The sequence below is a fragment of the Paenibacillus polymyxa genome (assembly GCF_018614975.1).
Taxonomy (GTDB): Bacteria; Bacillota; Bacilli; order Paenibacillales; family Paenibacillaceae; genus Paenibacillus; species Paenibacillus polymyxa_E.
In genome coordinates this window covers 1-18,042 of record NZ_JAGGNR010000065.1, presented here as the reverse complement: position 1 = coordinate 18,042, position 18,042 = coordinate 1, and the positions used below count along the sequence as shown (strand labels likewise).

Genomic DNA, 18,042 nt, shown 5'->3' with positions numbered 1-18,042 from the left:
CGAGCCCTGTTCGGGGAGCCACATGGAGAGGTGTCCGAGCTGGCCGAAGGAGCACGATTGGAAATCGTGTAGGCGTCACAAGCGTCTCGAGGGTTCGAATCCCTCTCTCTCCGCCAGATAATTTTTTAGTAAGGCCCGTTGGTCAAGGGGTTAAGACACCTCCCTTTCACGGAGGTAACAGGGGTTCGAATCCCCTACGGGTCATAGCAATACCTATTGCTTCAACAAAGGATGAGAATCCCAAAGGTTCGTCGGAGGATGTACTTCGTTAGCAACAGCTTCGCAGTCTCGAACGAAGTGAGAGTATCCCCTACGGGTCATAATATGGAGGCTTAGCTCAGCTGGGAGAGCATCTGCCTTACAAGCAGAGGGTCGGGGGTTCGATCCCCTCAGCCTCCACCATATAACTTTATAACGACGCGGGGTGGAGCAGCCCGGTAGCTCGTCGGGCTCATAACCCGAAGGCCGCAGGTTCAAATCCTGCCCCCGCAATTAAACTTTCCTTTGAGAAAGTGATCTGGAACCGTGGTGTAGTTGGCCTAACATGCCTGCCTGTCACGCAGGAGATCGCGGGTTCGAATCCCGTCGGTTCCGCCATTTTGTATATGCTTCAGGGATGAGAATCCGTTTTTGGGTTCGTCGGAGCATTCACTTCGAGAGCATAAGCTTCGCAGTCTCGAACGAAGTGAGAGTATCCCGTCGGTTCCGCCATTTTTAATCAAATATACACCATGCCGGTGTAGCTCAACTGGTAGAGCAACTGACTTGTAATCAGTAGGTTGGGGGTTCAAGTCCTCTCGCCGGCACCATTTTTAGTATTTACATCTGAATTTGTGATAGAATATATATTATAGATGCAGTTGCTAATACTAAGATACTCTTAGTGGATGAATGGCTTACTCTATGGCGATCGTGGCGAAGTGGTTAACGCACCGGTTTGTGGATCCGGCATTCGGGGGTTCAATTCCCCTCGATCGCCCCATGATTTTTTAATGGGGATTAGCCAAGCGGTAAGGCAACGGACTTTGACTCCGTCATGCATAGGTTCAAATCCTATATCCCCAGCCATTTCATTATGAGTCATTAGCTCAGTTGGTAGAGCACCTGACTTTTAATCAGGGTGTCGAAGGTTCGAGCCCTTCATGACTCACCATTATATTTTGCGGTCGTGGCGGAATTGGCAGACGCGCACGGTTCAGGTCCGTGTGGGCTAACCCCCGTGGAGGTTCGAGTCCTCTCGACCGCACCATATGTTTTGCGGAAGTGGCTCAGCGGTAGAGCATCGCCTTGCCAAGGCGAGGGTCGCGGGTTCGATTCCCGTCTTCCGCTCCAATATTTGCGCCCTTAGCTCAGCTGGATAGAGCGTTTGACTACGAATCAAAAGGCCGGGAGTTCGAATCTCTCAGGGCGCGCCATTATTTTCATAAGTATCGGGATGTAGCTCAGCTTGGTAGAGCACCTGGTTTGGGACCAGGGGGTCGCATGTTCAAATCGTGTCATCCCGATTTTTTTATTTTTGCGGGTGTAGTTCAATGGTAGAACTTTAGCCTTCCAAGCTAATAGCGTGGGTTCGATTCCCATCACCCGCTTCCGAGTAACATAGAGAAAAGCCCTTGCTATAAGCAAAGGCTTTTTTTCGTTAAAAGAATAAGTGGATTTCTTTATAAAATAGAGTCAATTGTCATTTGATTAAGGATGGAATCTTTATTTAAATAAATACAAAATTCGTATCTGATTAACTGTATTTATATAGGAGGACAAACAGTAATGAAAAGAGCTCTGGTCATTGGCGGAAATGGAACACTAGGTAGAGCTGTTGTTGCGAAGCTGAGAGATTATTTCGTTGAGGTTATTACAGCAGGTAGACAATCCGGTTCGGTTAGTCCTAATCTGTGTGTAGAGTCGGCGGAGAAATATAAGGATTTCTTTATTGGATTTAATCCTGTACCTGTAGAGAAAGTTGCTAATACGTTCATCCAGAGTGCACTTGGGGTCGAAACAGCCTAGAACTTTAAAATTTATTAAAAGCCTGAAGTGAATGAAGAATTACTGGAATGAAGAACTGCTGAATAAGGCCATTTGGAATATTAAATATAGAGGAGATCCACCGAAAATCCGGTGAATCTCCTTTTGTTTGTTGTGGATGAAACAGACGGTATGTTTACTATTAGGGAGCAGGTAGTCCAAGAACTTCGAGCATTTCATTACGTTTGAGCGATTCGGCAATGGGGCCGTCTATGAGCCAGTTCTTAGCATTGAGGACATAGACATGACCATTTTGGACAGCGGGTAGGCTTTTCCATACTTGGAGTTGCTGGATTTCGTTAAGTTCATCTTTTGTTTTTTGCAACGCTTCAGCTGACCCATCTGAGCTAATGGAAACGATAAACAGATAGTCTGCTTTGATTTCAGGCAAAAGCTCAACCGAGATACTGGCATTCATCCGTTCCGGATTCTCTGCCTCAAGTTTGGTAACGAGAGCGTCGGGAGTGAATCCAATCTCATAACCCGCTCCCACATAGCTGGAACCCGAGAAAGGTGTAGATGGAATGGAAGAGAAGAACAAACGCATATCTTTCTCTTCCAAGCGCAGGAATGCAGCTGTAGGTTTAGTTTTGGTGATATCGGCTGCGAGCTTCTGAGCTTCTGTTATTTGGTCTTTATTTTTTTGTAAAAGTTGTTTAGCCCGCTCTTCAATATCCAGTGCAGTAGCTACTTGTACGATAGATTCCTGCCAATTACGGCGATCATAAGTGATCGTAGGCGCGATCTTCTCGAGTTGTTCGAGAATCTTGGCATCCAAACTGGCATTGGCAATAATGAGGTCCGGATTAGCGTTGATGACAGCCTCAAAATTGACACTCTCATGAATGGGTTCAATGTTAACACCTTGGGCTTCAAGTTGCTCATTCAGGTAATCCTGACGGCCAATAGGTGTAGCAAGTACCAGTGGTACCTCCAAGGAGAGGAGAATGTCCTCCATATTAATGGACACAATCCGTTCGGGATGTGCCGGGATTTCTGAGCTGCCACTGGCGCTCTCCACCGTCTTGGTAGCTAATTCAGTGGATGAGTCCCCATCTGTCCCCGCAGCTGATTTTACGCCATCTGCAGATGGCTGCGAAGTGCTTGCAGGTGTCTGTCCACACGCAACAAGTAACATGGCGAGTATGAACAGGATCCCCGTTATTTTGACATAATGCTGTTTGTACATCATAATCCCCCTGTGTTTCTAATGATATTGATTCTCAGTACACTTTATATTGTAGCGGTCTCATGTTGGGGGAGACATAGCCTTCTGTGCTATCCAATCATGGATTAATGTGCTGAGTGCCACCAAAAAGTTTCAGGGTTTCATCGATGATCTGATCATGGGCATATGGTGAATAATCCAACCAAGGCATTTCATCTAGAAGATATACATGCTGGTTCTGCACGGGCCTCAAATCTTGCCATAGCTGAGTATGTTGTAGATTATGCCAGCGCTGCTGGGATTCCGGGTCCTGGTCCACAATCAGTAACATGCGATCTCCTGTTATATGAGGCAACTCCTGTTCATCCAATGCACGATACACTTGCCCTGGAAGCAGATCGTGTGAAGGGGAAACGCCCAGGTCGTTATATAGAACAGCGCCCCCATTGCGTCGCCCGTAGATTAACAGATGACCCATCATGATATGAATGATGGAGACCGTATCCTTACCGATGAAATGAGTAAGCTGCTCTTTGGCATGGATTACCTTGTCATCATACTGCTCCAACCATTGCTGGGCATCTTGTTGCTGTCCCACAATGGTGGCAACTTGTAAGAAATGTTCCCGCCAGCTCAATCCTTTCCATGGAATAACGATGGTAGGTGCAATTCGCTGTAGCGTTCTTTTTAACGTATGGGCTTCGTACTCATTACAGAGTATGAGGTCCGGATTCGCTTGCATCAACAACTCAACGTTGGTTTGCCAGATACGAGGATTCATTCGTTTGCTACGTCCCAGATGATAAGGGATATTGGAGAAAAACAGATTCCTGTGTTGATCCCGTCGGTTATCGATTAATGCCGCATGGGGAATGATCTGTAATGCCAGCAGATGGCCGGTGGTTCCGAAGGAAAGGGCAGCAATTTTACTGCGCTTTTGCCGTTGATAGGTGGAGGGAGACACGCCAACATATTTTTTGAATTTGCGGCTAAAATAAAACTCGTCCTGAAAGCCAACCTGTGATGCGATATATTTGATGGTTTGGCCGGGGACGAGCAACATCTCTTTGGCCCGGTCCATGCGGATGCTATTCACGTATTCCATGGGACTGATGCCAGTCCGGTTTTTGAATACCCGCGAATAGTGCCATACACTCATGCCTGCCACTCCGGCAAGAACTTCCCGAGAAAGATGCTCAGCATATCCAAGCTCAATAAGTTCAAGTGTTTGATCCAAAGCAGAGGTGTGTTCGGAATCTCCTATTGCACTCTCTTTGGGAGGGGCATACACATGGGTCAACAACTCATGCATCAAAGTCTGAATACGAAATGGACGATTTTCTTGAGGTACAGAGATGCATTCATGGAGCTGTAAGGCAATTCTGGTACATTCCTGAAAAAGTTCATGCGGCAATTCATCGGCGTATGACGAACGAAGTAACCCTTTTTGGTAAATCTCCCTTACAGTAGAGTCGGAAGTAGCTTTATTGATATCGGAGAGAGGCTTCAACATATCAAAATATATCGCGATGCCCTGTAAAGGATGAACCTCATCCGTTGTATATTCTATCGCTGTTCCTGGCAGGATCAGATACATTTTGCCGAGTGTGGCATGATTCAGCCTATGCCCAATACGAATATCGGCTTCACCGCCAGTACAAATGAGCAGAAGATGTGTGTCCGTTAATACAAATGGTGGAAGAAACGACGCTTGATCAATCATTTCGGATGTCTTGAATCTTGCATATAGATCACGGGTATGTTCACCGTCAGATATCAGTGGAAAGACTTCCAAAGTCACCAAAATCCCTCCTTAACTTGCGATATTAACATTACATATGATTCGTTTGAGAATCATTATCAATTATTGCATATTGCCATACAAATAAGAAGTCCATTCTATATTAGAACGAGAACAAGTATGAAAAATAACCTAGAGAGTATGAAGGAGGTTTCAGGGCTTCTGGAGTTGCGGAAGGATACATACATAACCCCTGGCCTTCATTAGTTCACTAAGCAAAAAAAGACAAACTCCTCTCCTACGATGTTCGCAGGAAGAGGAGTTTGTTTTTTAGCAAGAGCTCGCAATTAGTATCTTTCCAGAATGGTCTGTGTTTTCAAGCCATCGGCAGGAATCAGCCAGTTGTTGTTCTCCAGCAATTGCAGCAGTTGGGTACGCAGTCCGGATACGGCTACAGTATCATCGGTTTTGAAAGAGACCTCTACGATATTCTGAATACCTGTACCTGCTGCGTCACGGATCGGCCATACTTCGAGTGTAAGCTCTTGACCATTCCATGTACCTTCATAACGTTGGAATGTGATTGGGCCATATGCACGGGATTGAGTCAGTTGCTGCTTGCCCCAGTTGGAGGAAGTCCAGTTTTTCAATTTGCCCGGAAGCTTGTCCAGTAACATGTTCAAGGCTGCCTGCTCAGAAGGAAGCTGAACGCCTGTGGCACTGGTATTTACTTTTTTGGTGTTGGAGAAGCTCAATGTTTGTTTGCCATATCCCCAGTCAATTTCAGCCTCGTAATTATCATCCGATTTGTCGAATCCTTCTTGATTAGCCAGTGTCAGCGCTGAGTTGATATCGCCATTGATCACAGGGTAGCGTTTTTTATAAGTCAGTTCATAATTATTTTTGTCATCCTTTTTGCGAAAACGGACGTTCCATCCTTGTTGATCCAGTCCGAGCGCATTGGTGTCAAAGTACTCTACGTTAATATTTTTTGGTGTAGAACCCAGGCCGAGTGTCTGGATCACTTCACTGCGTGGTGTCCCATCTGTATTTAATACCAGTTCCGGCTTCGCCAGAAACTTCACTTCATAGGCAGGAACGGCATTGGCAGCAGCTGAAGCCTGGGGTGCTCCCAGAGATGTCAGTCCACTTCCCAATGTTACGATGCTCAGCATGAATGAGGCGGTTACCTTTTTCCACTTTTTCAAAACCAATCACTCTCCTAATCTGGATTAACGTACAGACTCACTTTATCGCCTGAATATATGAAAGCGATTAAAGGGAAGCGCACATTGCGTTAACCCTGCATAGATTTGATGAATGGCAAACGATAGTTTATAGCGGATCAGGGCAATCAACCAGGGAAAATGGGGAAGCCGTGACTCACCTCTCGTAGCACTTCTTTGAAGCGGTTTACCTGAACGGAAGGGTGGCGGTCCTTGTTATGTACCGTATAGATATGGCGCGGCGCTTGCTCTCCGGGAATGGGAAGAACCTGAATGAGCCCGTGCTGTTCCTCCCACTGTACTGCCATCCGAGACATGAATGAGACATGCCCCCCGATTAACACGAGCTGTTTGATCGCTTCCAGGGAATCCATCTCCACGGTACTCCGCAAACGAATATCATGTTGCGCAAGCCATTGATTGGTTAGCCGCCGTGTACTGGATTCATTGCCATGTAAGGCAAAAGGAATCTGCGCGATATGGTCAGGTGTCAATACATCCTTCTGGGCCAATTCATGCTGCGGAGAGCAGATTAATACCAAGTCATCTTCACATAACGTCTCAGCTTGCAGTGCGGCTCCAACAAACGGTTCCGAAGAAATCACCCCCAGATCAATCTGATGCCGAATTAACATTTCGCGAATAACAGGTGAGGGTTTAACGGATAAGACGATACGAATGCCCGGGAACTCCTGAGAAAAGGTGTTGAGTATGGTGGGCAACAGATATGTAGCCGGTACATAGCTTGCCCCAATGTGCAGGGTGCCCCGATAGAGACTGTCATATTCCTTCACTACCCGCCTGGCCTCTTGGGTCAAAGCATTGATTTTGACGGAATAGTGGAGCAGAGCTTGTCCGGCCTCGGTTAGAAAGGTCTTCCCACTGCGCGATTCGAATAATCGCACGCCCATCTCTTCCTCCAATGACTTCATATGAAATGTAACGGTAGGTTGTTTGATCCCCAGTAACTCGGCCACGCTTGTCATGTGATGATGCTTGTCGATCAGCTCAACAATTTGCAATTTGATCAGATTCAATGTCCCAACACTCCTCATACCTATTTAGGTTCTCCGTAAAATGAAAAGTTTCATTAATAATCACCTACTATAGATTTAATCTATGAACATCAACAGAATTCATCTAAAAAGTTAATTCCAATTTTACATACAAGACATACAACTCGCGAAAGCGGACGTTAGACTGAAAACAGTGCAAGAGATCAAGTAACAGAAGACAGGCAGGGATGCTTATGAAATTAGAGATAACGGGAATTCAAAAATCATTTAATCAAACACCCGCACTGCTGCCGACAGATCTAACGCTTGAACATGGAAAGTTCACGACTCTGCTCGGCCCATCGGGCTGTGGCAAAACAACACTGCTCCGCATGTTGGCCGGGCTGGAACAGCCGGACGCGGGAGAGATTCGTGCAGATGGTCAGTATATCTACTCTGCGGCGAAGCGGATTGATATACCAACACACAAGCGTAATCTGGGCATGGTGTTTCAGGATTTTGCATTATGGCCGCATATGACTGTATACGAAAATGTAGCGTTTGGCCTGAAGGCCGGAAAACAGAAATCCGATCTGCGGCAAAAGGTGAACGAAGCACTTGGCATGGTTCGCCTGCAAGGCATGGAAGATCGATATCCTCATCAGCTGTCTGGTGGACAGCAGCAACGGGTTGCTTTTGCCAGAGCCGTAGCGGTCAGACCTGGTGTGATCCTGTTCGATGAGCCACTGAGTGCACTGGATGCTGTACTTCGGGAAGAGATGCGGATTGAGATGATGTCGCTGGTTCGAGATATGGGACTGACTGCGCTGTACGTCACACATGATCAGATTGAAGCGATGTCGATGTCAGATGAGATTGTGGTGATGCAGAAGGGGCGGATATTGCAAAAGGGAAGCCCGGAAACGATCTACTCGGCACCAAGTGATCCGTATGTCGCTTCGTTTATCGGAAAGTCCAACTGGCTCACGCCTAATCAATCGATGGTGCGTCCAGAGCATGTCACCTGGAACAAAACAGGTCATGACGATCTGTGTTATCCAGGGGCGGTACTTAGTGTCAGCTATGTAGGTGAGCGCTATGAAGTACGAGTGCAGATGGAAGGGCTTGGCGTATGGATAGCCTATATGAACCAAAGGGTGCGCGTAGGGGAGCGTGTGCAGCTCTATGTAACCCCTGAGCGGATATGCCGAATGGACGGTTCTGACCACCCGAGTATGAAGCAGAACGAAGCGATCGCAGTGGCATATTAAATTGTTGAACGAGCACGCAGTTGGAAGCAGGAGTACACATTTTATAAGAAACCAGGGGAGATGGACGAATATGTTGGGTATGAAAACACGGAAAAAGAGCGCAATGCTGTTATTAACAGCGGTAATGAGTATCAGTTTGTTCGGATGTAGCACAGGGAACTCGACCACAGGCAACGCGGCACAACCCGCGGGTGAAGGAAACACAGCAGCAGCGGCGGAAACAACAAAACCGGCTGGCGGCAAGTTGGTCTTGTACAGTGCTGGCCCACAGAAGCTGGCGGATAACATCGTGAGCGGATTTACGGACAAAACGGGGATCGAAGTTGAGATGTTCCAGGGAACGACAGGAAAAATTCTGGCTCGTATGGAAGCAGAGAAATCCAATCCGGTTGCAGACGTTGTAATCCTGGCCTCTTTACCTTCAGCACAGGCCTTGAAAGCAGATGGACTGACGATGCCTTACCCGGAAGCAGCTAATGCAGACAAGCTGAACAAGGACTGGTCGGATGCAGAGGGCAACTATTTTAGCAGCAGTGCTTCCGCACTGGGTATTGTGTATAACACCAAACTAGTATCTACACCACCTACAAGTTGGGCAGAGCTTGCTACACCTGCGTGGAAAGATGCAGTGAATATTCCCGACCCCACCTTATCGGGTTCAGCACTCGACTTCATCACAGGATACCTGAGTGCGAACGGTGAAAAAGGATGGGACCTGCTGAGTGCGTATAAAGCAAACGGCGTAGCAATGGCTGGCGCCAATCAGGAAGCCCTTGATCCAGTCATTACAGGTGCCAAAAGCATCGTAGCCGCAGGTGTGGATTACATGGCGTATTCCTCCAAGGCAAAAGGTGAACCACTGGATATCGTATATCCTGAGGAAGGCACGGTCATCAGCCCAAGACCGGCAGTGATTCTGAAATCCAGTCCGAATGTAGAAAATGCCAAAGCGTTCATTGACTACCTGTTGTCTGATGAAGCACAGAAGCTCGTTGCTGATGCCTATCTGATTCCGGGCCGCGAAGACATTGAAGCGACTAACCGTGCCAATGTGAAGGATATTCCACAACTTAAAGTGGATTGGAACTGGATGAGCGAACATGGCGAAGAGACAGCAGCACGTTTTTCCGAGACTTTTAAATAAGTATTTTTGCATAAATCCAAAGAGCGTCTTTCAATAAGCAAGGTATAGATCGAAATACTTCTATTCGTCTAAATCATACCTGCTGTCTGTGGAAAGTCATGTGAGGTGAACGTAGTGAAACCTGTTGTAATAGACAACAACCGAATTTTTCGGAGAGTGGGCGTGATTCTGGCCCTCTTTCTGCTGACTATAAGCATTGGCATGCCGCTCTTGCTGATCTTCTGGCAAAGTGTGCATCCGGATGGACAGTGGGACTGGATGGCTCCGATTCGCACGATTACAGGTCATCATCTATCAGGTGTGTTGCTGAACTCCGTCTGGCTTGGTATCTGCGTTGTAGCGGTAACAACGCTGCTGGCGCTGCCGCTGGCCTGGATGATGGCGAAGACCCGGATGGGCGAGCATCGCTGGGTGGATGTAATCCTGATGATTCCGTTCATGACCCCGCCTTATATCGGATCGATGGGCTGGATTCTATTTATGCAAAAAGGGGGATATCTCCAGCAATGGGTGCCCTCATCAGCAGGCTGGAGTGAGCTGTTCTTCAGCTTCTGGGGCATGGTGCTCATCATGAGCTTGCACCTGTTCCCGTTCCTGTATCTGCTGCTTCGAGATGCGTTGATCCGCATCGGTGGCAATTTGGAAGAAGCGGGAGCTGTGCACGGTGCACGTGCAGGGTACCGTTTCAGACGCATTATTTTACCCTTGTTGTTGTCGTCTTACGGCATGGGGATCATGCTGGTCTTTGTCAAAACGATTGCGGAATTCGGAACACCGGCAACCTTCGGGCGCAAGATTGGCTATTATGTCATGACCTCCGAAATTCATAAGTACATCTCCAGTTGGCCGATTGATTTCGGTAAGGCGACTTCACTCGCATCCGTGCTGCTGTCCGTCTGTCTGGTGATGTGGTATATGCAGTCTGCCATGAGCCGGAAGTTCACGTATCGTCTGGTTGGTGGCAAGGGGCAACGTTCGAAACGATATTCTCTTCGTGGCGGAGCAGGATGGTTGTGCGGGGCTTATCTTGCAATCCTGTTGATCCTGTCGATCGGTATCCCGTATTTCTCCATCATCGCCGCTTCGACCATGAAGTTACGGGGATCGGGAATTGCATTTGATAATCTCACCTTGGATCATTACAAGGAGCTGTTATCTTGGGGATCAGTGAGTATGAAGGCCATCGGGAACAGTCTGGGATTATCCCTCGCGGCTTCAACCGTTGCTGTTATTATCGGTACGGGGTTTGCACTGGCGATCGGCAGATCATCTTCATTCATGCAGCGTGTAATTGACTTGTTCAGTCTGTTGCCTAATACGGTGCCGGGTATCGTGATGGTGGTGGGTCTGATTCTCTTCTGGAACTCACCCTGGATGCCAGTCACGTTGTATAACACCTACGGCATGGTTGTGCTCACGTACGTTGTTCTCTTCTTGCCTTACACCGTGCAGTATGTAAAATCGAGCTTTACCCAGATTGACGGAACGTTGTTCCAGGCGGGGCAAGTATTTGGCGGGAAACCGATGTATATTCTGCGGCGTATCCTGATCCCGCTGATCCTGCCCGGCATGTTGGCGGGGTGGATGATGACCTTTACGATTGCAACAAGGGAACTGGTCGGATCGTTGTTGATTCTTCCGCCGTCCATGCAGACGTCGGCTACGTATATTTTTGCCCAGTTTGAACAAGGTCAGGTATCCCTCGGAATGGCGATGGCCGTTGTAACTGTAGGCATGACGGTGCTCATGCTGCTTGGAATTGAACTGCTGAATTCAAAGAGAAAGTGGAATGCATCATGATCAAACTGAACGTATGGGGCGGTGCAGGGGAACATGGACGTTCCGCCTATCTCCTGAGCGGGAGCCAGTTCCACCTTTTGCTGGATTGTGGTGTGAAAAAAGAAGGCACAGGCCAGTATCCGCTGATTGACCCGGAGATTGTCCCGCAACTGGATGCGGTCCTGTTGTCCCACGCCCATGAGGATCATTCGGTCGCCATCCCTTTGCTGTATAAGATGGGCTACCAGGGTGAAGTGTGGACAACAAGGGAGACGAGGGCGCAGCTGCGTACGTATTTTGCCAACTGGCGAAGGTTTGCAGAACGTGTCGGAGAGAAACTTCCTTACGATGAAGCAGATGAGCAGACTATTCGTTATCGGTATCTGGAGGATGAGGTCGTATCCCAAACTTGGTTCGAACCGATTCCCGAAGTAAAAGTGATGTGGGGCCGGAGTGGACATCTGGCCGGATCGGTGTGGTTTGGGGTTGAAATGGAAGGTAAGCGGATTTTTTATTCCGGGGACTACACGTCCGAATCGATGCTTTTACAGGCGGATTGCCCAGCGGAGGCGTTCTCACAGGCAAACATGATTCGTGAAAATACGTTGTTCGATGCTCCGAGCAGTGAACAGTGGGACGCGGAGGAACTAATCGTTATAAACAGTGGGCAAAAGGCTGGAGAATTCATAACGTCACAAGATCAGACATCTGTTGCATCAGAAGCGTCGTCAAGAACACTCGTATCCACGGAGATACCCATGAAGCAGAGAAATTTCACATCCAATGGAGCAGATGGAGCAGGCAGAGCAGGCAGAGCAAACGTAGCAGACGTAACAGACGTAGCAGCAATATCTTCCGTCGGGCTGGTGGATCTGGCGATCGTTGATGCTGCCTACGGTACGGACCAAGATACACAGGCTGACAAACTGGAACGGCTGGAACGAGCCATTTGCCAGACGATTGCTCAAGGTGGCAAGGTGCTCTTACCCATGCCTGTTGTAGGGCGTGGACAGGAGATCATACTGTGGGCACAGCAACAATTTCCGGCTGTTCCAATCGTAGTGGAACAAGGGCTGGTGGACGGCATGAAGCAGCTTATGCATGTTCCGTACTGGTTGAGGGACAAGGGAGCGCATATCACTGGAAGTTCGTTGAAAGACGATATTGATTGCTTTCTGACCGGACGAGGATGGGATCTGCCTACGACCATCCAAGAGCGGGAAGAACTGTTGGAACATCATGCTGCTTCGCTATGGTTTATTCCGGACGGCATGATGCAGTCCTCGCTTGCCCGTTGGTATTATAGTCAATTATCGGACGGGGAGGAGAATCTGATTCTGCTCACTGGGCATGTTGCTCATGGTACATTTGCTGATAAGCTGCTGCGGGTTCCTGACAAGTATGGAGTGTGTGAGGTGCGGAAAATACGCTATAAAGTGCATCAGGGCTGGAATGATGTTGAACGGATGCTGCATCAGATTCCAGCAAGGCATACGGTCCTTGTGCATGCTGATCGGGCAGAGACGGACCGATTAAAAGAAGGTTTGCTCAGAAATAGCCCGTCACCGGGAACAGTTATACATTCACTGTCTGCTGGTGACGAGCTATATGTGTGAATTGTGCATGAAACGAATTGATGCGTCAGATTGGAACGTCCCTGGGGACGTTCTTTTTCCATTGTTTTGTGATCATTTAGGGTTCGCGATGAATAGGGTGTTCCAGTTCGGCATGGCCCATCAAACTATCAACGGCTTCACCATCCACCAGTATATCCAGGCTGTTCACTTCATCAAATTGAAACATTGTTGTTGTTAAAGCTTCCAATGCGAGCAATTCTCCACTGGTACCGAGATTGGCTTCAGCGGGGATATGAACATTCAAAGTCACCGTACCCTCAGCATATTGGACAGAGAGCAATTCCACCTGCTCCCAGAGGGAAACAAGCTCTGAATCGGTGTTCGTTTGCAACGCTGCAAATGTTTTTTCATATTTTTCTGAATCATCCTTGTATTCAATTTCCTGCTCTGTTTTCTCAAGCTCCAGTACCTGAGAATCTGCCAAATATACATCGACGACTTGTGTATTCATTGTGCCCAGATCCACCTCCGTTTTGGCTGGGTTTGGCGCCTGCGTCTGTCCTCCCTGAACAGCAGGTTCATTCGAGCCGGGTTGGCTCACTGGCTTCTGGGCACATCCAACTCCGATAAGGATCAAGCATGATAATATAAGTGCACAACCTAACTTCTTATTCAAAGAATCACTTCCTTTATCTAATTTATTTGATGATTTATAGGCCTAAATACTCCTTGATTCCATCGGCTATCGCTTGAGCGGCTTTCATCTGAACGTCATCGGACGACATCAGTTCTTCATCGAGTACATTACTCAGGAATCCCACTTCTAAAAGCACTGCAGGCATGGTCGTGTCTCGGATTACTTCCAAGTTGCCATTTTTCACACCACGATCTCTGAGACCCATGGCTTTCACCAAACGTTGATGAATGATATTGGCTAATTCCTTGCTATTACTGCGTTGATAATAATATGTCTCCGTACCTGTGGCTTGGGGGGCGGACTTCACACTATTGCCATGGATAGATACGAATACATCCGCATTTAATTGATTAGCGAGTTGAACACGCTCAGGGCGGGTTGGATAGGTATCACCTTCACGAGTCATCACCAATTCGATATTGGGCTCATTGAGCAACAGGGCTTGTACTTTGTGAGCCAATGCCAGATTGTATTCCTTCTCGGGTTTGTTCGTGATGCTGATTGTCCCTGGATCACTGCCACCGTGTCCTGGATCGATGACCACAACCTTGCGTCCTGAGTCGCCTACTGGAGTGACTGGAGCAGGTGTGACATTGTCACCCGCAACATTCAGATCAATAATCAGTTTGTCGGCAATCACATTGTGGCTGTACTGGACATTCTTCACATTATTCAATTCTACGACAATGCGAACTTGTGCCGGTTCTCGTTTGAACAGGGAATATCTCACTTCCGTAATATTTGGATAACTGCTCACATCCAGCTTGCCATTGAACCCTTGATCCAGCGGTTGGGATATATCACCAAAGGTGGCTCCGGGCAAGTCCACAACCAGACGATCAGGGTACTTTAGGGTCGTTACTACCGGCTGAACGGCCCCATCCGTGGATAAGACGAGCTGGTTGTTGGCAAATTGGATATCGGTAACCTGAGCGGTAGGCGTTGAATCCCCTTTTTCAGAACTGTTGCCTGGTTCGATAGCAGGTTCCTTACTGGTGTTTGTTAAGTATACGATCTTGTCTTGATTATTCCATCTTACCTTAAGCCCCATTTGTTCACTGACAAATCGAATGGGCACCACCAGCGTTTTGTTCAAAATCTGCGGTGCTGTGTTCAAAGTGACTTGTTTGTCAGCAACCATGGCTTGCTTTTGATCCACAGTAAGGGAAATCATCTGTTGATCTTGCTGAATTTGTACAGTGCGTGCTTGTTGGTTCCAATCGACTTTGAATTTCAAATTTTCGGCAACGACACGAATCGGGATCATCACGTTTTTATTGATAATCGTCACCTGTACTTCACTTGGGAGGACTAATTCTTCTCCATCCATAAAGATTTTTGACGTATTTGCAGCGGCATTTCCCTGATTAGGGAGCAAAAAGAGTAAGAACAGACTCAAAAACAGTAGTAAAATGGTTTTCTTCATTATGCACCTCGACTAATATTAGATCATTTTCTTAATTCCAAAATATCCCTACATAATATAAACGGTAAAAATGTAAAAATGTTTCTCTTCTGATATCTAATTATCAATTGATGGAAGAAAACATGATGTGTGATCGCAAATGGGATGAATATCTCTCTTTTTATTTTCAGTGATGTAATTAAATTTCATATAAAGTTTGACTTGTGAAATTTAATATCATATACTGGGTGAAATTATGGCAGGATGACGTGTTCATCGGGTCTTGCAGGAGGTTGGAAATGGATGGATACAGGCAGCTATCCGATGTGGGAGAAGTATCGTTTGAAGCAGGAGCATCTGGTCATCGGACTAATGTCAGGAACGTCACTTGATGGAACTGACGCCGCACTGGTGCGTATTCAAACCGATATGAGCGGGGCATTACAGCAGATCGAGCTGGTTGATTTCGTCTGTGTGCCGTATTCGAATGGATTGAGAGACGTACTGATCCGGTTATGTTCACCGGGGACGGCGCGTGTCGACGAGCTGACAGCCGCGCATTTTGGTGTATCGGAGTGGTATGCGCATAGTGTTACGGAACTGATGCAGTCTGCCGGTATCTCAACGCAGCAGGTGGATATGATTAGCATGCATGGACAGACGGTATGGCATGCTCCTGTAGCATCTGCATTTCCAGGGCCAACGGGAGCAAGTATTGATGTGGTATCGACATTGCAGATCGGTGAATGTGCTGTCGTTCGAGAACGGACAGGACTGCCAGTGATTGGTAACCTGCGATCAAGGGATATGGCGGCTAGTGGGGAAGGTGCCCCGCTTACGCCTTATGCGGATGCTCTGATGTTCCGCAGTCCGACGGAAGGGCGGCTGGTGCAGAATATTGGCGGCATTGGCAATGTGACGGTGCTTCCCTCCGAGTCATCTACCGAAAGTATTTCGGCATTTGATACGGGACCGGGCAATATGGTGATGGACGCCATTGTGCGGCATGCAACGGATGGGCGGCAGCATTATGATCCGAGTGGAAGTATTGCCGCAAAGGGGAAGGTCGATCAGGGTCTGGTAGACCTGTGTTTGGAGGATGAGTACTTCAAAAGACTTCCACCGAAAAGTACCGGGCGAGAAGTATATGGAGCCGCATATGCAGTGAGATTGAAGGAGATGGCCGCAGTGCGTTCCTTAACGCTTGAAGATACGCTGGCTACTGCCACCTGTCTGACCGCGGAGACCATCGTGCGTGCAGTGAAGGATTTTATTCTGCCCAAGGTGCAAATATCAGCTATGCTCGCGTGCGGTGGTGGCACTTCCAATGCCACGTTAATGGAGATGATCCGTCAGAGACTTCCGAAAGATATCCGTTTGGAACGAACAGCGGATTATGGCGTACCTGATGATGCTCGGGAAGCCATTGGATTTGCTCTACTTGGCCATGAGGCACTCATGGGAAGAACCAATACACTTCCGGCAGTAACCGGCGCGAAACACGCCGTAATCTCAGGAAATCTCACACTCTAGTGAGGCCTGACTTTAATTGGAGTTCAGTTATGGAAGGGCGAGGAATCCGATTAGACGCGAGTGGAATTATAAGATAAAATGCTTGTACATGAATGCAGTACGGAAAGGAGGAGCGAATGGAAGGCATGAAAGGTGGACTTGTGCGTTTACGCGCATTAATGGATGACTTGACTCCGTCCGAACGGAAGATCGGAGCTTATATTCTGGATCACCCGCAAGAAACTGTTCAATCCTCGGTGGCCCAGTTATCTGAACGGAGTGGAGGCAGCCCAGCTGCCATTATCCGTCTCTGCAAATCACTGGGTGTAACGGGTTTTCAGGAGCTGAAGCTGAAGATTGCCGGAGATTTGCAGACGAGTGAGCCATATCAATATACGGAGATTCGTCCCCAGGACTCCATGGAGAGCATTATTCAACATGTGTCTGCAAACAATATTCAGTCGGTGAAGGATACGGTTCATATTCTGGACCCACGTCTGGTGGAAAAAGCCGTGGACGTGCTTCATCAGGCAAACCGGATCTTTTTCTATGGAGTAGGGGCCTCTAATCTGATTGCGCTGGATGCACATTACAAGTTCATGCGAATCAATCGCACAAGCTTTTCGTTCGCCGATCCGCATATGCAGATCTCGTCCGCAACGACGCTTCGTGAAGATGATGCGGTTGTATGTATCTCGTATTCAGGAGAGACTTCGAACGTAATCTCCTGTCTCAAGCATGCTCACGATGGCGGTGCAGCGACAATCAGCATTACCAAGTGGGGCAGCAACACACTCAGTAGTATGGCGGATGTGCCCCTGATGATTACTTCCACCGAAAGTGATATTCGGAGCGGAGCAACTTCGTCACGGATTGCACAGCTGAACGTGATCGATATTTTGTATCTGGCGATTGCCAGCCGCAGCTACAATCAGTCGGTGGAATATTTGGAGAAGAGCCGACAGGCTATTCTGGAGCACAAGTGAAGTAGAATCATATGAATCCCTTTCTGTTTATGCAGGAGGGGATTTTTTGACGGATTATATGCGCTTCATGTATAAAAAAATTATAAAAAGAGCCCAGACTGATATGCTCCCCCCATAGTAGACAGTAGAAAAAAACAAAACTTCTACGTCTATTATGAGGGGAGTTTTCTCATGTCTAAAAGAAGTCCCATTTCTTTAGAAATCAAATTACACACCGTACAGCGCTGCCTTGAACTCCAATCCAATCCGAATTCGGAAGCTAAACACATTGGGGTGAGCAAGAATTCAGTCAAAGATTGGGTCAGAAAATATAGAGCACATGGGTCGGATGGGTTAAAGGAATCGAAAACGTGGAAAACATACGCCGAGGAAATAAGGCTGGGTGCGGTCAGAGATGTCTTGTCTGGTCAGCTATCTTTATCTGCTGCAACAGAAAAATATGATATTTCAAGCAAAAGTGTGTTGTCGAAATGGATAACCAAGTATACTCAGGAGATCGAAGGGAAACCGGCTCGA

Annotated in this window: 13 protein-coding genes, 14 tRNA genes and 1 pseudogene; 22 read left to right on the top strand and 6 right to left on the bottom strand. The window is 47.6% G+C overall.

Translation table 11 applies throughout. From position 1 onward, the window contains the following. Positions 1 to 24: 24 nt before the first annotated feature. The 15 genes from J7E78_RS29000 (at position 25) to J7E78_RS28930 (ending at position 2,007) form a co-directional block, all read left to right on the top strand. Positions 25 to 116: transfer RNA gene (locus tag J7E78_RS29000), tRNA-Ser, on the top strand. 16 nt (positions 117 to 132) lie between these two features. Beyond that, positions 133 to 204 (top strand) — tRNA-Glu (locus J7E78_RS28995). A gap of 122 nt (positions 205 to 326) precedes the next feature. Then, positions 327 to 402: transfer RNA gene (locus J7E78_RS28990), tRNA-Val, on the top strand. 16 nt (positions 403 to 418) lie between these two features. After that, positions 419 to 492, top strand: a tRNA-Met gene (locus tag J7E78_RS28985). Positions 493 to 519: 27 nt separating this feature from the next. Continuing rightward, positions 520 to 597: transfer RNA gene (locus J7E78_RS28980), tRNA-Asp, on the top strand. A 136-nt stretch (positions 598 to 733) separates the two neighbouring features. Continuing rightward, positions 734 to 809: transfer RNA gene (locus J7E78_RS28975), tRNA-Thr, on the top strand. A 97-nt stretch (positions 810 to 906) separates the two neighbouring features. Beyond that, positions 907 to 982, top strand: a tRNA-His gene (locus J7E78_RS28970). An 11-nt stretch (positions 983 to 993) separates the two neighbouring features. Next, positions 994 to 1,068, top strand: a tRNA-Gln gene (locus tag J7E78_RS28965). Between the two features lie 9 nt (positions 1,069 to 1,077). After that, a tRNA-Lys gene (locus J7E78_RS28960) sits at positions 1,078 to 1,153 on the top strand. 9 nt (positions 1,154 to 1,162) lie between these two features. After that, positions 1,163 to 1,249, top strand: a tRNA-Leu gene (locus tag J7E78_RS28955). An 8-nt stretch (positions 1,250 to 1,257) separates the two neighbouring features. Further along, positions 1,258 to 1,332, top strand: a tRNA-Gly gene (locus tag J7E78_RS28950). A 6-nt stretch (positions 1,333 to 1,338) separates the two neighbouring features. Continuing rightward, positions 1,339 to 1,415, top strand: a tRNA-Arg gene (locus tag J7E78_RS28945). Between the two features lie 16 nt (positions 1,416 to 1,431). Beyond that, positions 1,432 to 1,505 (top strand) — tRNA-Pro (locus tag J7E78_RS28940). A 13-nt stretch (positions 1,506 to 1,518) separates the two neighbouring features. Beyond that, positions 1,519 to 1,589 (top strand) — tRNA-Gly (locus tag J7E78_RS28935). A gap of 178 nt (positions 1,590 to 1,767) precedes the next feature. Further along, positions 1,768 to 2,007, top strand: a complete 240-nt coding sequence (locus J7E78_RS28930; protein WP_215080313.1) for a Rossmann-fold NAD(P)-binding domain-containing protein — start codon at positions 1,768 to 1,770, stop codon at positions 2,005 to 2,007. A gap of 160 nt (positions 2,008 to 2,167) precedes the next feature. Here the strand turns inward: J7E78_RS28930 and J7E78_RS28925 are convergent, their stop codons facing one another. From J7E78_RS28925 to J7E78_RS28910, 4 genes are all read right to left on the bottom strand, one after another. Then, positions 2,168 to 3,217, bottom strand: coding sequence for an ABC transporter substrate-binding protein (locus tag J7E78_RS28925; RefSeq protein WP_215080311.1), 1,050 nt, complete (start codon positions 3,215 to 3,217; stop codon positions 2,168 to 2,170). A 94-nt stretch (positions 3,218 to 3,311) separates the two neighbouring features. Then, on the bottom strand, positions 3,312 to 4,994 hold the full coding sequence (locus J7E78_RS28920) for a helix-turn-helix domain-containing protein (protein WP_215080309.1): 1,683 nt from the start codon (positions 4,992 to 4,994) through the stop codon (positions 3,312 to 3,314). A gap of 287 nt (positions 4,995 to 5,281) precedes the next feature. Further along, positions 5,282 to 6,142, bottom strand: coding sequence for a hypothetical protein (locus tag J7E78_RS28915; protein WP_215080307.1), 861 nt, complete (start codon positions 6,140 to 6,142; stop codon positions 5,282 to 5,284). Positions 6,143 to 6,288: 146 nt separating this feature from the next. Further along, the gene (locus tag J7E78_RS28910) at positions 6,289 to 7,197 is read right to left on the bottom strand and encodes a LysR family transcriptional regulator (protein ID WP_251035332.1); all 909 of its coding nucleotides are present in this window, start codon (positions 7,195 to 7,197) and stop codon (positions 6,289 to 6,291) included. A 212-nt stretch (positions 7,198 to 7,409) separates the two neighbouring features. Between J7E78_RS28910 and J7E78_RS28905 the strand changes: the two genes are divergently transcribed. The 4 genes from J7E78_RS28905 (at position 7,410) to J7E78_RS29620 (ending at position 12,965) form a co-directional block, all read left to right on the top strand. Continuing rightward, a complete protein-coding gene (locus J7E78_RS28905; protein ID WP_215080304.1) occupies positions 7,410 to 8,426 on the top strand; it encodes an ABC transporter ATP-binding protein in 1,017 nt (338 codons plus the stop codon). A gap of 70 nt (positions 8,427 to 8,496) precedes the next feature. Beyond that, positions 8,497 to 9,570: an ABC transporter substrate-binding protein gene (locus J7E78_RS28900; RefSeq protein ID WP_215080301.1), complete on the top strand. Its 1,074-nt coding sequence runs from the start codon at positions 8,497 to 8,499 to the stop codon at positions 9,568 to 9,570. 201 nt (positions 9,571 to 9,771) lie between these two features. Next, entirely contained in the window at positions 9,772 to 11,370 is a 1,599-nt protein-coding gene (locus J7E78_RS28895; protein WP_251035333.1) for an ABC transporter permease, read from the top strand. Further along, the gene (locus J7E78_RS29620; protein ID WP_251035331.1) at positions 11,367 to 12,965 is read left to right on the top strand and encodes an MBL fold metallo-hydrolase; all 1,599 of its coding nucleotides are present in this window, start codon (positions 11,367 to 11,369) and stop codon (positions 12,963 to 12,965) included. The genes J7E78_RS28895 and J7E78_RS29620 overlap by 4 nt, the downstream gene beginning before the upstream one ends. Positions 12,966 to 13,041: 76 nt before the next feature. Here the strand turns inward: J7E78_RS29620 and J7E78_RS28880 are convergent, their stop codons facing one another. Both J7E78_RS28880 and J7E78_RS28875 read right to left on the bottom strand, forming a co-directional pair. Beyond that, the gene (locus tag J7E78_RS28880) at positions 13,042 to 13,602 is read right to left on the bottom strand and encodes a GerMN domain-containing protein (protein ID WP_215080297.1); all 561 of its coding nucleotides are present in this window, start codon (positions 13,600 to 13,602) and stop codon (positions 13,042 to 13,044) included. 34 nt (positions 13,603 to 13,636) lie between these two features. Then, positions 13,637 to 15,049, bottom strand: coding sequence for an N-acetylmuramoyl-L-alanine amidase family protein (locus J7E78_RS28875; RefSeq protein WP_215080295.1), 1,413 nt, complete (start codon positions 15,047 to 15,049; stop codon positions 13,637 to 13,639). A 282-nt stretch (positions 15,050 to 15,331) separates the two neighbouring features. Here J7E78_RS28875 and J7E78_RS28870 point away from each other — a divergent pair, with 282 nt between their 5' ends. The 3 genes and pseudogenes from J7E78_RS28870 to J7E78_RS28860 all read left to right on the top strand — a co-directional run. Further along, positions 15,332 to 16,561 carry an anhydro-N-acetylmuramic acid kinase gene (locus J7E78_RS28870; RefSeq protein ID WP_215080293.1) on the top strand — a complete coding sequence of 410 codons (1,230 nt, stop codon included), beginning with the start codon at positions 15,332 to 15,334 and terminating at the stop codon, positions 16,559 to 16,561. 125 nt (positions 16,562 to 16,686) lie between these two features. Further along, on the top strand, positions 16,687 to 17,526 hold the full coding sequence (locus tag J7E78_RS28865; protein ID WP_215080315.1) for a MurR/RpiR family transcriptional regulator: 840 nt from the start codon (positions 16,687 to 16,689) through the stop codon (positions 17,524 to 17,526). Between the two features lie 171 nt (positions 17,527 to 17,697). Next, positions 17,698 to 18,042: pseudogene (locus tag J7E78_RS28860) on the top strand (helix-turn-helix domain-containing protein); the annotation flags it as partial.